12 protein-coding genes are annotated in these 13,745 nt (G+C 71.0%); 5 read left to right on the plus strand and 7 right to left on the minus strand.

The features are described from left to right. Positions 1 to 1,305 carry a threonine/serine exporter ThrE family protein gene (locus ACDF64_RS10440; RefSeq protein WP_394551027.1) on the minus strand — a complete coding sequence of 435 codons (1,305 nt, stop codon included), beginning with the start codon at positions 1,303 to 1,305 and terminating at the stop codon, positions 1 to 3. A gap of 94 nt (positions 1,306 to 1,399) precedes the next feature. Next, complete coding sequence (locus tag ACDF64_RS10445) at positions 1,400 to 3,289, minus strand: hypothetical protein (RefSeq protein ID WP_394551029.1); 1,890 nt, start codon at positions 3,287 to 3,289, stop codon at positions 1,400 to 1,402. Between ACDF64_RS10445 and ACDF64_RS10450 the strand changes: the two genes are divergently transcribed. Next, the gene (locus tag ACDF64_RS10450) at positions 3,288 to 4,304 is read left to right on the plus strand and encodes a diacylglycerol/lipid kinase family protein (protein WP_394551031.1); all 1,017 of its coding nucleotides are present in this window, start codon (positions 3,288 to 3,290) and stop codon (positions 4,302 to 4,304) included. The two genes, ACDF64_RS10445 and ACDF64_RS10450, sit on opposite strands and share 2 nt — an antisense overlap. Positions 4,305 to 4,356: 52 nt before the next feature. On the opposite strand, the gene ACDF64_RS10455 is transcribed toward ACDF64_RS10450, so the two are convergent. Beyond that, complete coding sequence (locus tag ACDF64_RS10455; RefSeq protein WP_394551032.1) at positions 4,357 to 5,970, minus strand: alkaline phosphatase D family protein; 1,614 nt, start codon at positions 5,968 to 5,970, stop codon at positions 4,357 to 4,359. 121 nt (positions 5,971 to 6,091) lie between these two features. After that, the gene (locus ACDF64_RS10460; RefSeq protein ID WP_394551034.1) at positions 6,092 to 6,841 is read right to left on the minus strand and encodes a phosphatase PAP2 family protein; all 750 of its coding nucleotides are present in this window, start codon (positions 6,839 to 6,841) and stop codon (positions 6,092 to 6,094) included. A 42-nt stretch (positions 6,842 to 6,883) separates the two neighbouring features. Here ACDF64_RS10460 and ACDF64_RS10465 point away from each other — a divergent pair, with 42 nt between their 5' ends. Then, positions 6,884 to 7,696 carry a DUF1206 domain-containing protein gene (locus tag ACDF64_RS10465; RefSeq protein WP_394551036.1) on the plus strand — a complete coding sequence of 271 codons (813 nt, stop codon included), beginning with the start codon at positions 6,884 to 6,886 and terminating at the stop codon, positions 7,694 to 7,696. Positions 7,697 to 7,765: 69 nt separating this feature from the next. Here the strand turns inward: ACDF64_RS10465 and ACDF64_RS10470 are convergent, their stop codons facing one another. From ACDF64_RS10470 to ACDF64_RS10480, 3 genes are all read right to left on the minus strand, one after another. Continuing rightward, the gene (locus ACDF64_RS10470) at positions 7,766 to 8,503 is read right to left on the minus strand and encodes a phosphatase PAP2 family protein (protein ID WP_394551037.1); all 738 of its coding nucleotides are present in this window, start codon (positions 8,501 to 8,503) and stop codon (positions 7,766 to 7,768) included. An 82-nt stretch (positions 8,504 to 8,585) separates the two neighbouring features. Continuing rightward, entirely contained in the window at positions 8,586 to 8,906 is a 321-nt protein-coding gene (locus ACDF64_RS10475; RefSeq protein WP_394551039.1) for a hypothetical protein, read from the minus strand. Positions 8,907 to 9,811: 905 nt separating this feature from the next. Further along, on the minus strand, positions 9,812 to 10,444 hold the full coding sequence (locus ACDF64_RS10480; protein WP_394551041.1) for a TetR family transcriptional regulator: 633 nt from the start codon (positions 10,442 to 10,444) through the stop codon (positions 9,812 to 9,814). 97 nt (positions 10,445 to 10,541) lie between these two features. On the opposite strand from ACDF64_RS10480, the gene ACDF64_RS10485 reads away from it, so the two are divergent. From ACDF64_RS10485 to ACDF64_RS10495, 3 genes are all read left to right on the plus strand, one after another. Further along, complete coding sequence (locus tag ACDF64_RS10485; RefSeq protein WP_394551043.1) at positions 10,542 to 10,787, plus strand: hypothetical protein; 246 nt, start codon at positions 10,542 to 10,544, stop codon at positions 10,785 to 10,787. 46 nt (positions 10,788 to 10,833) lie between these two features. Beyond that, positions 10,834 to 11,817: a Gfo/Idh/MocA family protein gene (locus ACDF64_RS10490; RefSeq protein ID WP_394551045.1), complete on the plus strand. Its 984-nt coding sequence runs from the start codon at positions 10,834 to 10,836 to the stop codon at positions 11,815 to 11,817. Between the two features lie 193 nt (positions 11,818 to 12,010). Then, complete coding sequence (locus ACDF64_RS10495) at positions 12,011 to 13,702, plus strand: D-alanyl-D-alanine carboxypeptidase/D-alanyl-D-alanine-endopeptidase (RefSeq protein ID WP_394551047.1); 1,692 nt, start codon at positions 12,011 to 12,013, stop codon at positions 13,700 to 13,702. The last annotated feature ends 43 nt before the right edge of the window (positions 13,703 to 13,745 follow it).

Here is a 13,745-nt window from a genome sequence, read left to right on the forward strand (position 1 = left end):
TCAGGGCCCGCTTCGGCCCCACTCGCGCTCGGTGAGGATGCGCGCGACGGTGAGCCCGATCGCGAGGGCGATGACGACCCCGACCGCCTGCACGCCCCACTGCACGGCCGCCACGGTGTCGCCGTCGATCGTGGCCACGATCGCGCGGTACGCCGCGGCGCCCGGCACCATGATGAGCACGGCCGGAACCGTCAGCGTCACGCGCGGGGCGTCGAGCCGGCGCACCGCGAGGAACGCCCCGGCGCCCACGGCGAGGCCCGCGAGCGCGGCGGCGACGGGCGGCGTGATGCCGGCGTCGACCAGCAGGAGCCGCCCGACGTTCACGAGCGCGCCGATCGCCGACGCGATCAATGCGATGCGCCACGGGGTGCAGAACAGCAACGCGAACCCGAGCACGCCGACGAAGCCCGCGACGAGCCGGACGAGCGAGAGCACGGGCTCGTCGAACAACGGGGGCGCGGTCAGGATCGCGCTGGACTGGAACGCGGCCGCGACCGCCCACACGGCGGTGCCCGTGGTCAGGAGCACGAGGACCGCGTAGGCCACGCGGGCGATCCCGGCGTTCAGGTCGAGCCGGGCGAGGTCCATCGCCCCGGTCACGAGCGGGAACCCGGGCACGAGGAACAGCACCGCGCTCGTCATCGCGGCGTCGTGGCCTCCCTGCGCGAGCCCCGCGATCCCGGCCAGTTCGGCGAGCGCCAGATACCCGAGCAGCGCCACGACCGCGGCGAGGAACACGACGAAGAACTCGTTGACCCGGGCGCGGAGCAGCCGCATCCGCAGCCACTGGCCGAGGGCGACCGCGAGCCCGACGGCGAGCGCCTCGAGCCATCCGCCGTTGTTCAGCAGCGCGAACGCCGCACACGCCGCTGCCGCCGCCGTCACCCGCAGCGCGGTCGGGTACCGCGGCGGACTCTGCTCGATCGCGTCGAGCTCGGACTGGAGCGCCATCAGGGTCAGACCCGACTCGGCGCGATGCGAGAGCCGCTGCAGTCTCGTGATCCGCTCCGCGTCGACGGCCGGGCGCACCTCGGCCACCCGGGTGCGGTACAGCGCACCCCGCTGCGCCGTCAGCACGATGTCGGTCATCCCGACCCGCGAGTGCAGCCCGTCGATGCCGAGCCCGGTCGCGACGCGCTTCATCGAGTCGCGAACGCGTGCCGACGACGCGCCCGCGCCGAGCATGAGCCGTCCGAGCCGGAGGACCGCGTCGGCGCGCGCGATGAAGTGGACCGGCTCGAGGCGGAGCTCGGCGGTCTCCGTCGGGTCGTGAGGTGCTGCGTCGTCCGGTTCCGAGACGGGCATGTTCCGATCATGGCATCCTCGGCGCCGCACGGCAGGGTGCGTTCCCGAGGCCGACCCGATCGTCGACCGGACACGCCCGGCGACCGAACCGGCTCTAGGCGACGAACGGGCGGATTCGACTGCTCGCGACCACGGCCATCGTCTCGGCGAGCTCGATCGCCCGGGTCAGGGTGGCCATGGTGCGCTCGTCGAGTACCGAGGCGGCCGTCGTCCCTGCCTCCTGCTCGCTTCGGTAGGCGTCGACCGCGCGGCTGGCCGCCGCAAGTCGGTGCTCGACTCCGGAACGTTCCGTGGTCAGGCGGTTCACCGCGGTCGAGTGAGCTCGGAGCAGCTCGTCGATCTCCTCCGAGCGGCCATACAGCGTGTCGCGGAGGACGATGAGACGGCGCAGCGACGCATGCGCACTCGGAGCGAGCTTGGACGTGCTCACCGACTCCCCGAGCGACCACCCGCCATCGAATGCACGGCGCTGGAACGACGCATGGTCCTCGGCGGCGAGCACGGCGCCGACGTGCGCTTCGAGGCCTTCAACGGTCGTCGGTCGAAGGAGTCCCAAGAGCTCGGCCCGTTGCTGCTCGGCCCGGTTCCGGGAGTGAGCGTCGTCCTCGCGGGAGTCGGACATGTTGAATGGGCCGTTGTCGCGAAGCGGGTCGCTGCGGAAGCCGTAGGGCGGGGCGATCTGGATCTCGAGCGAGTCGGGGATGCTGGTCATGCGGCGGATGACCTCGCCGAACCGCTCCGACGACGTGGAGACGCTGCGGCTCCGCTCGTCGTAGAAGAGCTGGGTCACCATGCCGATCGCCGCGATCACCGAGGCTCGGTACTCGCTCGTGACCGGTCGGCCGACCGTCGTCAGCTCGTGGAGCTCGCGGTCGATGACCTCCAAGGACTCGGTGAGCCGGTCGCGCTCGTCGCAGGCGGCCCGATACTCCTCCAGCTTCGCAGCCTGGTGATTCGCCCACGATTCCGCTCGCGCTCTGCGACGGCGCAGCTCCAAGAGGATGGCGCTCGATGACGTGGCGAGGTCGCTCGCGTGCAGGAGCCGCTCGGGGAGGCCTGCCCCGTCGGCGAGCGGCGTCGCCGGGATGCCGGCGCCGTCACCGCCGAGCGCCGTCAGCGCATCGTTCAGGTCGTCGGCCACGCGGACCAGCGAATCGGGGGTGGATGCCTCGGCGAGGAGCGCGGGCACGTCGACCACGCCCAGCACCTGCGCGTCGATGCCCAACTCGGGGGCGAGGTCGATGGCGGCCGCGATGTACCGGGCGTCTCCCGTCCTCGCGCCGGCGGCGATGAGGAACTCGGGGCACCGGTGGAGCTCCGCGAGCAGCGACTCGAGCAGGCGGTCGTCGAGCTGCTCGGCGATCGCCAAGAGGCGGAGCGCACCGCTGGCCACGACCGGAGCATCGCCGCGTCCGTACTTCACGGTCAGCCGGTACTGCTCCTGCGCCTCCTCCGTCATTCCGAGGCGCTCCATCACGAGACCCAGGTAGAGGTGCGCGATGCCGATGTAGCGGTCGGCTTCGACGGCCTTCGTGAGCTCGTCGAGCGCGTCGTCGTCCCACCCCTGGCGGAACGCGTGGACCCCACGACGGATGTGCTCCCGTGCGATGGTCTCCGCGGGAGATGCGAGCACGTCGAGGATCGACGCGAGCGCCTGGTTGGTCCGCTCGTTCGATGCCACGACGACGGACGCCATGACCTCCTGGGCCATCCGCTGTTGCTCGGCCGCATCGCGCAGCTGCGCTGCGCCGCGATCGACGCTGTCGACGAGTCGATCGGCGTTCCGGTCCTGCTGCCGGGCGGACTCCCGCAACACGGTGTCGAGGGGCGAGGACGGCGCAAGCCACCGGCGCCACGGGTCATCCGTCATGTCGGCGAGCATACTGGCGCCGAGATCGCCAGCGGTTGGATCTCGCGTCGTGACCGCGTAGCGTCCAGAGCATCGTGCGCAGGTTGCGCGCGCCCCCGAGGAGAGGCAGGGCATGGAACTCTCCGGACCCGCAGATCTCGCCGCCGATCGCGTCCCGTCGGAGGGACGTCGCGTCGCGGCAGTCGTGTTCAACCCGGTCAAGGTCGACCGGCCCGCCCTCGAGGCGGTCGTCGCCGCCCAGGAGGCTGCGGCCGGATGGGGAACGACGCGCTGGTTCGAGACGTCGGTCGAGGACCCGGGCCAGGGCGCCGTCCGCGCCGCGCTCGCCCAGGGGGTGTCGATGATCATCGTCGCGGGCGGCGACGGCACGGTGCGGGCCGCGGCCGAGGCGGCAGCAGGGCACGAGGTCGCCCTCGCGCTCGTGCCGTCGGGCACCGGCAACCTGCTCGCTCGCAATCTTGAGTTGACGCTCGACGACGTCGAGGATGCCATCCGGTCGGCCTTCGGGGGGCGGGATCGGCAGATCGATTTCGGCATGATCGAGATCCGCCGCGCCGACTCGCACGTCGACCGGCACGCGTACCTGGTCATGGCCGGTCTGGGACTGGACGCGAAGATGCTGGCGCACACCGACGAGGAACTGAAGGCGAAGATCGGATGGCTCGCCTACGTCAAGGCCATCGTCCTCGCCCTCCGGGACCCCGAACAGCTCCGATTCCGGTATGCGCTCGACGGGGGACCCGCGAAGTCCATCCGCGCGCACACCGTCATCATCGGGAACTGTGGTTCGCTGCAGGGCAACGTCGCGCTCATGCCGGATGCCGAGGTCGACGACGGCCGGCTCGACATCGCCCTGCTGCGACCGGAAGGGCTGCGCCACTGGGTGCAGGTCGTCTCGAAGATCCTCTGGGAGAACGGCGTGCTCAGGCGCACGCGCCTCGGCCGACGGCTCAAGGCGAAGGATGTCCCGGCGCTGGACTATCTCACGGGTGAGCGCGTCACGCTGAAGCTGCATCGGCCCGAGAAGATCGAACTCGACGGTGACGAGTTCGGCGAGGCGGTCGCCCTGCGCACCTGGGTCGTGCCGAACGGACTGACCATCCGCGTGCCCGGCGACGCACCGGCCTGAGGGGACCGGCCCGAGGGGACCGGCCTGAGGGGACCGACCCGAGGGACCGTGTCTACGGGGGCGGCGGGGTCGGCAGGTCGGCGTCCCGGGTCGGCGCGACGGTCATGGATCCGACCTCGTCGAGCCGGGGATGGAGGTGGTCTCCGTGCTCGACCTTGCCGGTGCGCCAGGTCATCGTCAGCCCGTCCGTCCCGTCCTGGAGCACGGCGAGCGTGTTGTCGAACCAGGGGCCCATGACGGTCCGCCAGCGGAAGGGCGGGTCCGGAACCTTCACCGATCGGGCGGCGGCCGCTCCGAGCGGTACCGCCGGTCCGTACGACATCACCGTCGAGAACCAGCGGAGGAACCGGGGGAGCGGATTCCTCACGGGTGAGCAGACCGCCTGCACGATGCGGCTCCCGCCCTCGCGTTCCACCTCGGCCACGTACGAGTAGTGCACGTCGCCCGACAGGAAGGTGATCGTCGCGGGCGAGGGACCTCGCGCGCCGTCGGCCAGCTCCGTCGCGATTCGCGCGACCGCCTGGAAGCTGTTCTGGAACGCGGCCCAGTGCTCGAGGTCGACGGCCTGCCGCAGTCGTTCCCCGAGCCGCGCGGCCGGGCGGCCCCAGGCGCCCTGCGCGATCGCCTCATCCCAGGCCTCGACGTGGTGCAGGCCGAGCGGCAGGAGGAACGGCAGCGAGGTGGCCACCAGGACGTGTCGCGGCCCTGCGTGCAACTGCTCGTCGAACCAGTCGAGTTCCCTCGTGTTCAGCAGCTTCCGGGCGGACGGCGTGAGATCCCGCGCGACGCGCGAGTCCACGACGACGAGCCGCACGTCGTCGAACTCCCTCCGGTAGCTCCAGCGGTATTCGCTCGCGTCCCGATCGCAGCGCGCGGCGAACTCGTCGAGCGCGTCGCCGAGATCGACGGAGACGGCGTCGTCCTCGCGGACGCGCTGCCACATCCGGTCCGTCGCACGTTCCTCCGGCGACAGGTTGCCGAGGTGCTGATAGACCCAGTACGACGCCAGGCCCGCCACGATGCGCTCATGCCACCAGGACGTGGCCTCCATCTTCTCCTTCCAGTCGAGCGAGGCGTTCCAGTCATCGCGGATGTCGTGGTCGTCGAAGATCATCGCGGTCGGCACGGTCGAGAGCAGCCACCGGTTCGCCGGATCGGACCACGCCAGTCCGTAGAGGTGGGCGTACTCCTCGAAGTCCTTGAGCTCCGCGCCCGGTTCCTCGCGGATGTCGCGCCGAGCGCGGATGAACTCCTTCATCTCCGACGTGGTCGAGTCGGCGTACACCTGATCGCCGAGGAAGAGCAGCAGGTCGGGTCTGACCTCCAGTCCGTCGGCCACCGCGAGCGCGAAGGCCCGCAACGAGTCGACCCCGTGGACGCGGTTCCCCGGGCCGTCGTGCGGGACGCTGGTGCGGCACGACCCGAAGGCCAACCGGATGGATGCGCCCGGCGTCCACGTGGCGATGACCGACGCCGGAAAGGCGGAGTCCGGCTCCGGCCAGACCCGGATCCCATCGATCTCCACCTCGTACGGATGGACGGTGCCCGGCTCGAGCCGGTCGACCTCGACGAGGGCGTAGTGGTGACCGTGCACGGCGAAGGTCCGCGCCTGCCACGACCGGCCGGCAGCGCGGACCGCGACCAGGCAGGCGGCGCGTGTCTCCACCCAGATGCTGGCCGACGTCCCATCGACGTACCGCAGCATCGGGCCCAACACCAGCGGTGTCGATCCCATACTGCCGTTCTACCCCGTCCGGGCCTGCGCGGCCACGGCCCGTCCGCCGGCTTCAGCGCGCGTGACCCGCGTCATCGCCGGACTCCGCGGCACCGGTCGGCGTGCGGGCGACCCGCACCCAGATCGGCGGATGCGGGCGCCGTCGCTCCCGGTAGAGCCGGAACGCGAAGGGGGCCCAGACGATGACGGCGACACCGACGCCGACGAGCATCCCCCCGATCGTGTCGGAGATCCAGTGCGCGCCGAGGTAGGTGCGACTGAGCATCATGAGCAGCGTGTAGATCGACCCGGCCACCCACACCCACGTGCGCGCGAAGATGATGCCGAGCGTCGTCGCGATGAGCGCGGCGTTGGCGCTGTGCCCGGAGGGGAACGAGCCGAAGTCGGGCGTCACGAGGATGTCGGTCGGGCGCGGTCGGCCGATGACGTTCTTGATCACGAGCACGACGGCGACGCTCCCGAGCGCGGCGCACGCGTAGTACAGCGCCGCCCAGGGGCGTCGCCAGACGAGCAGGCTCCCGATGATGACCAGCGGCACGATGACGGTGGACCCGATGCCGCCGCCTATCCAGTTGAAGCCGAGCGCCGGGATGGTCCAGACCGGCGCTCTCGCCTCGACGAGCTCGCTCATCCACTCGACTTCGAAGCCGAAGGGCTTGTTCGCCTCGCGATAGAAGATGACGGCGCCCACCAGGACGACGAGGACGAGCGCGCCGACGGCCGAGACCACCCACCACAGGCGAGCGATCCGAACCGGTCGCGGCGCGTCGGAAGAGGCGATCTCCGAGATCTTCTCGTCCATTCCTCGATCGTAGATCGGCCCGCACGGATAGGCTCGGCCATGATGGGCGATTCAGTGGAGCAAGCGGGTCGAACGGCCAAGAACAGCACGGTGATGCACGTGCTCGCTCGGTCCGGCTTCGTCGCGAGCGGAGTCCTCCACATCATCATCGGCGTCATCGCGATCGCCCTGGCCACGGGGGCAGGCGGCGGCAAGGAGGCCGACCAGTCCGGGGCGCTCGCGCAGGTCGCGCAGGCGCCCGGCGGCCTGTTCCTGCTCTGGGCGGCGGTGATCGGCCTCGCGGCGCTCGGAATCTGGCTTCTCCTCAGCGCGTTCCTCGACCGGTCGTGGGAGTCCAAGCGCACGCGCTCGGTGCACATCGTGGAGCACCTGGCGAAGGGCATCGTCTACCTCGCGCTCGCGTTCACGGCCTACATCTTCGCGATCGGAGGGACGACGAGCTCGGCGGAGTCGACGAGCCAGCTGGGGACGACGCTCCTGTCGACCCCCGGGGGCGTGTTCGTCGTCGTCTTCATCGGGCTGATCGTGCTCGCCCTCGGCGGCTACATGATCTACAAGGGACTGTCCAGGGGCTTCGAGGAGGACATCCGGATGCCGGCGCCCCCGGCGGGCGTTGCCGTCCGCATCCTCGGCGTCGTCGGCTACGTGGCCCGCGGCGTGGCGCTCGGCGCGATCGGGGTGCTGTTCCTCGTCGGTGCCGCCACGAACGATCCCAGCAAGACGACCGGCCTGGACGGTGCGCTCAAGTCCTTCGTCAGCCTCCCGTTCGGCGCGGTGGTGCTCTTCGCCGTCGGCGTGGGCTGGATCCTCTACGGCATCTACGCGTTCTTCCGCGCGCGGCTCGCGCGGCTCTGACACGGACGGTTGCCTCGCCGGCGCCGTTCGGCGGCACGGCCTCGGCATCCCGGCCTCAGCATCCCGACCTCAGTCGCCCGATGGCTCCACGCGCGCGGTTCGCCAGGTGTCGACCGCGATCACGCCGCCGAGCACGACGAGTGAGAGCGACATCGAGGCGAGCACGTCCGTGGGCCAGTGGTACCCCAGGTACACGCGGCTCGCCGCGGTCGCCAGCACGAGGACGACGGCGACGACGAACGCCACGACGGTCGAGATCGGATTGCGTCGGCGGGAGAAGACCAGGAACGTCGTGATGAGCAGGAAGTCGGTCGCCCCCATCACGTGCCCCGACGGGAACGACGGCGTGTGGTCGATGTCGAGCAGCATCGACGAGATCGGCGGACGCTCGCGCCCGATGACCGGGGCGAGGATCTGCACGCTCGCCACGCCGACGATCATCGCGACGGCGAGCAGGATCGGCCGCCAGGCGTGCTTGGCGGCGAACCCCCACCAGAGGGTCGTCACGAGGACGATGACCGGCAGGACGATCGGCCCGAACACGGTCGCGACGATCGCCATGACCACGGTCATCGGCGGTGATCGGAATCCTTCGATCCAGCCCTGGACGGGCTCGTCGATGACCGACAGGTCGTCGCTCTCGCGCACCGAGTCGAGGATGACGAGGAACGCCACGAGCCCGACCACGACGAGCGCGATGGCGATCACGAAGAGCGTGCGGCGCGCGGAAGCCGGCATCGGGCGCTCCTCCACGATGAACTTCTCGTGGAATCGGCGCAGCGGCCCGCGCGTCCCTGCAGTGGTCACCGCCGGCCTCCGTTCTCGGGCGGAATGGCGTACCCCCCAGAGTAGGCGACCGCGTCCCCGCCGGAGACGACGCCGTCCACGTTCACCAGAGGGAGCTCATCGTCGTCATGGCGTACAGGCCGCCGAGCGCGGCGAGGACGATGCCGATCCAGCCTCGTGCGATCGCCGCGGCCCTTCCCGGACGGCCTCGCTCGACGGGACCGGCTTCGCTGATGGATCTCGACCCGAAACTCGAGGCCGCGACCGCGATCAGGATGGCGACCCCTGAGAACAAGGCGGTACCGACGTCGTGCTGCGTGAGGTAGGCCGGGTCCGGCTCGCCTCCGACCAACTTCCATTGGGGCATCAGGATGAACAGGCTCCAGATGGCCTGGAGCACGAAGCCGACCAGGATGGAGAGCACCCCCAGCCAGACACTCCACGTTCCAGCGGACGTGGGGACCGGCGCGAGCGGCGCATCTGCATGGGTCATGAGCACTCCAGTCGGCGGTGACGGTGGGGCTGCCCCACAGCCTGCCGCACGCTCGTCACCAGCGCAGGCTTTCCGGCCCGATCCGTGCGCCGGTCACATGTTCAAGCGGGTCGTTCGTTCCCCTGCCGGCGGTTCGCCGAGACCTACACTTCGAGGATGGAGCAGCATGCGTCGCGGAGCGCTCGCACCGAGCACCGCTGGCCGGCGGTGTTCGCGCTCGTCGCCGCACTGGTCCTGTACGCGGCCCTGCCGAGCGACCTGATCACCGTCCAGCGGTACGTCACGGTCGCGCTCGGGATCCTGCTGCTCATCCCGCTCATCATCATCAACCCGCACCGGTTGAATCGACAGACCACCTGGTCCCGCGTGGTGTCGCTGACGCTCGTGATCGTCGTCGTGGTCTCGAACCAGATCACGCTGGTCTCGCTCGTCTTCGTCCTCATCGACGGGCATGCCGAAGGGCCGTCGTTGCTGCAATCGGCGCTGCAGGTCTGGGTCGCGAACGTCATCGGCTTCGCCCTGCTGTACTGGGAGATCGATCGAGGCGGGCCGGTCGTGCGCACGATGGCGAAACGCGCCGACCTTCCGCGCGCCGACTTCCGCTTCCCGCAGGACGAGGACGACGACACCATCATCGAGGTCGCGGCCGGCTCATCGCTGAAGGCCGACTGGACGGCGAGCTTCGTGGACTACTTCTACTTCTCGCTCTCCAACTCGATGGCGTTCAGCGCGACCGACACCATGCCGCTCACGCCGCGGGCCAAGCTTCCTCATGGCGTTGGAGTCGTTCGGCGGATTCGTCATCCTCGCGCTCGTCATCGCGCGGGCGGTCAGCCTCATCGCCTGAGGCCGGCCGTGGTCACCGCGCCTCGGATGATCACGCCCACGCAGTCGCGGAAGAGGTCGTCGGGGGTCCGGTCGTCCTGGAAGTACTCGGCGATCCCGGCGACAACGGTCGGGTGGGCCGCGACGAATGCCTCCAGGTCGAAGTCCTGTGCGGAGTCCGCTGCCGGTCGGCCGGTCTGCTCCTCGAGGACGTGACCCACGGTGAAGTGCTCGACGGTCAGCACGATCAGGCGGGCCTGCCGGAGGGGGACGGTGCGGGCCACCAGCGTGCTGATCGCGAGTTCGGAGATGGCGGCCATGCGCAGGGAGAGCTGGGTCGTGGAGATCAGCCGTGCGCTGTCGGGATGGGCCAGCAGTGCTCGGCGCAACCGCTCGGCCAGGCCGACCAGCCAGTCCTGCCACGGTTCCTCGGGGTCCGGCGGCGCGAGGTCGGGGAACTGCTGATCGAGGATCGCGTCGGCGATCGCGGTGAGCAGTGCGGCCTTGTTCGGGAAGTACCAGTAGAGCGTGGGCTGCTGTACGCCGAGCCTGGCCGCGAGCTTGCGCAGCGTCACGCCGTCGAGGCCGTCCGCGTCGAGCAGGGCGATGGCCTCGGTCACGATCTGCTGCCTGTCCAACGCCACGACGCCACCTCCGCGCCCAATCTATCAGCGATTGAGAACACTCTCGATCGGTGATAGATTACGTCCCTATCGGTGAGAGAGAAAGGAACCGACGACGATGGCTCACACGCATCCGCTCCTCGACCCCCTGCACGAGGCGACCCACCGCGTCCCCGGCGTGCCCGATCACACGGAGCGCGGGTCGGGGCACCAGGGCACCGCCCGGCACGGGCGCGCGGCGCAGGCCCCGCACTCCGCGCGCCGCACGCACGGCCGCGCCCCGCACCAGCCCCAGGTCCGGACCCCGCGCGTGCTGGTCGGCTGGCAGCGGCGCATCGCCGCCTTGTTCGGCCGGGACGCGTGACGGAGGTCCATCGCGTCCGATCCGCCCGGATCGCTAGGCTTCCGGCATGACCGACGGACTCCGATGGGGCATCCTCGCCACTGGCGGCATCGCCCACGCATTCACCAACGACCTCAAGCTGAACGGCTTCGACGTTCGCGCGGTCGGCTCGCGCAGCCAGGAGGGCGCCGATCGGTTCGCGACCGAGTTCGACATCCCCAATTCGCACGAGGGCTACGAGGCACTCGTCGCCGACCCCGAGGTCGACATCGTCTACGTGTCGACGCCGCACCCGCTGCACGCGGCGAACGCGAGCCTCGCGCTCGAGGCGGGCAAGCACGTGCTGGTCGAGAAGCCGTTCACCCTCAACCACGCCGAGGCCCAGCGCGTCGCGAACCTCGCCGCGGAGCGGGGGCTCCTGGCCCTCGAGGCCATGTGGACGAGGTACCTCCCGCACATGGTCCGCATCCACGAGATCATCGACGCCGGCACCCTCGGCGAGGTGCGCACCCTGCTCGCCGATCACACGCAGAAGATCTCGAACGATCCCTCGCACCGGCTCAACGCGCTCGAGCTCGGCGGCGGCGCGCTGCTCGACCTCGGGATCTACCCGGTCTCGTTCGCGTGGGACCTGTTCGGAGCGCCCGAGACGATCCAGTCGGCCGCGACCTTCAAGGAGACCGGCGCCGACGCCCAGGTCGCGACGATCTTCTCGTACGGCGGGGGCCGCATCGCGACCTCGCTGTCGGCGAGCGACACCCGCGGCCCGAACACCGCGACCGTGATCGGCACCGAGGCGAGGATCGACATCGACCCCGTCTGGTACACGCCGACGTCGTTCCGGGTCGTCTCCCACGACGGCTCGGTGCTCGAGGAGTTCCACTCCGAGGTCGTCGGCCGCGGCATGCACTTCCAGGCCGCGGCGGCCGAGCGTCTCGTCGCGAGCGGGAACCTCGCCGGCGACGTCCTGCCGATCGACGAGACCGTCGCGATCATGGGCACGCTCGACGCGATCCGCGAGCAGATCGGGCTCCGCTACCCGGGCGAATGATGCCGGGGCGCGCGTCGCGCCGGGCGGATCCCGCGGTCTCCGAGGATTCCTTCAGAGTCCACGGCGGGGCTTCCCGGGCGCGATGCGTACAATGCCCGGGACATCCGTCGCAGGATGCCCCGATCGGCGGACGTTTCCCGTCGCCGCCCGGGCGGCGTCCGCCGACGCACCAGCCGAACCGACCAGGAACCCGATGACTCCCACGCCCGACGCCGAGCGCCCCGACGACGACCGGCGCCCGACCGAGCCCTCGACCGAGCCCCCGACGGTGCCCCCGACGCCGGACACCGAGGCGTTCGAGCCGGATGCTCCCACCGAGGTGCTCGTTCCCGGCGCGGCCGCCCAGCTGTTCGGGCCGCTCACGGCCGACCCCGGGGCCGACGCCGCGGACGACGCGGCGACCGACGCGGCGACCGACGCCGCCGGTGCCGCCGCGGCGAGTGCCGGGCGCGCCCCGCGCGGAGGCATCCTCGTGCAGGTCACGGACTTCGTGCGCGCGCACCGGCTCCCGGTCGCGATCGCGGGCGGCGCGCTCGCGTTCGCGCTGCTCGGCAGCGCCGCGGTCGCCGCAGGCGCCGCGACGCGGCCCGAGCAGGCCGTCGCGAAGGCGAGCGCCTCCAAGCCCGACTCGACGCCGACGCCGACGCCCGAGGCGCGCGCGGTCCCGGCCGCCGCGGCGGCACCCGGCAAGGTCCGCACGTGCTCGGTCGCTGATCGCGCCGCCGACGGCCGCCTCGGGCAGATGCAGGCCCAGGTCGTGAACGCCGCGACCGGCGAGGTGCTGTACGACCGCGGCGGCACCACGCCGTCGCGCACCGCGAGCGTCATGAAGGTGCTCACGAGCGCCGCGGCGCTGTCGGTGCTCGGCCCCGACTACCGCGCGACGACCACGGTCGTGAAGGGCACCGAGCCGGGCTCGGTCGTCCTCGTCGGCGGCGGCGACCTGACCCTCTCGCGCACGCCCAGCGGCACCGAGACCGTGTACCCCGGCGCCGCGCACCTGGACGACCTCGCGGCGCAGGTCCGCCGCGCGTGGGCGGCCGACCCGTCCAACCCGCCGCTCACGAAGGTCATCCTCGACTCGAGCTACTTCGGCGGCGCCGAGTGGCACGCGACCTGGGACCCGGTGGAGCGCACCGACGGCTACATGCCGAAGATCACCGCGCTCATGGTCGACGGCGACCGCGACGACCCGTCGGACAACACCTCGTACCGAGGGGACGACCCCGTGGGCCGCGCGGGCGACGCGTTCGCCGACGCCCTCGGCGGCGTCGCCGCGATCGAGCGCGGCACGGCGGTCGGCGGCGGCCAGGTGCTCGGCACGGTCGCCTCGCCGACGGTCGCGCAGCTCGTCGACAAGGCGCTGATCGTCTCCGACAACACGGTCGCCGAGATGCTCGCGCGACTCGTCGCGATCAAGGTGGGCACCGGCAACTCGTTCGAGGCGATCAACGCGGGCGTGCTCGAGGGACTCGCGGCATACGGCATCGACACCGCGGGCATCTCGGTCGTCGACGGCTCGGGACTCAGCGACGCCAACGCGGTGCCGCCGTCGTACCTGACCCGGCTGTTCGTGAAGATCAACGCCAGGGAGCAGAACCTCGGCGTGCTCATGGACGGCCTGCCGATCGCGGGGGAGCGCGGCTCGCTCTCGTACAGCGACCGGTTCAGCGGCGACAACTCGGTCTCCGACGGCAACGTCTTCGCGAAGACCGGATGGATCAACACCGGCTACACGCTGTCGGGCGTGATCCGCGCGCAGGACGGCTCGACGCTCACGTTCGCGATCTACGCGCTCGGCGACGTCGGCGACGACGCCAAGCAGGCGATCGACACCCTGACGACCGGCTTCCTGCTCTGCGGGGACAACCTCTCGAACCTCTGACGCGGATCGCGCGCGGACGGCCCGTCCCGTCGGCCGGCGGGGC

Origin of the sequence: Agromyces sp. MMS24-JH15 (assembly GCF_043518605.1) — a bacterium.
In the GTDB taxonomy this organism is placed as follows: domain Bacteria; phylum Actinomycetota; class Actinomycetes; order Actinomycetales; family Microbacteriaceae; genus Agromyces.

What these genes read in the sequence shown, in the direction of transcription:
- ACDF64_RS10460 (WP_394551034.1), bottom strand. Translation starts at nt 6,841, where the DNA reads ATGGACGAGAAGATCTCGGAGATCGCCTCTTCCGACGCGCCGCGACCG.
- ACDF64_RS10490 (WP_394551045.1), top strand. Translation starts at nt 10,834, where the DNA reads ATGACCGACGGACTCCGATGGGGCATCCTCGCCACTGGCGGCATCGCC.
- ACDF64_RS10450 (WP_394551031.1), top strand. Translation starts at nt 3,288, where the DNA reads ATGGAACTCTCCGGACCCGCAGATCTCGCCGCCGATCGCGTCCCGTCG.
- ACDF64_RS10465 (WP_394551036.1), top strand. Translation starts at nt 6,884, where the DNA reads ATGGGCGATTCAGTGGAGCAAGCGGGTCGAACGGCCAAGAACAGCACG.
- ACDF64_RS10445 (WP_394551029.1), bottom strand. Translation starts at nt 3,289, where the DNA reads ATGCCCTGCCTCTCCTCGGGGGCGCGCGCAACCTGCGCACGATGCTCT.
- ACDF64_RS10485 (WP_394551043.1), top strand. Translation starts at nt 10,542, where the DNA reads ATGGCTCACACGCATCCGCTCCTCGACCCCCTGCACGAGGCGACCCAC.
- ACDF64_RS10440 (WP_394551027.1), bottom strand. Translation starts at nt 1,305, where the DNA reads ATGCCCGTCTCGGAACCGGACGACGCAGCACCTCACGACCCGACGGAG.
- ACDF64_RS10495 (WP_394551047.1), top strand. Translation starts at nt 12,011, where the DNA reads ATGACTCCCACGCCCGACGCCGAGCGCCCCGACGACGACCGGCGCCCG.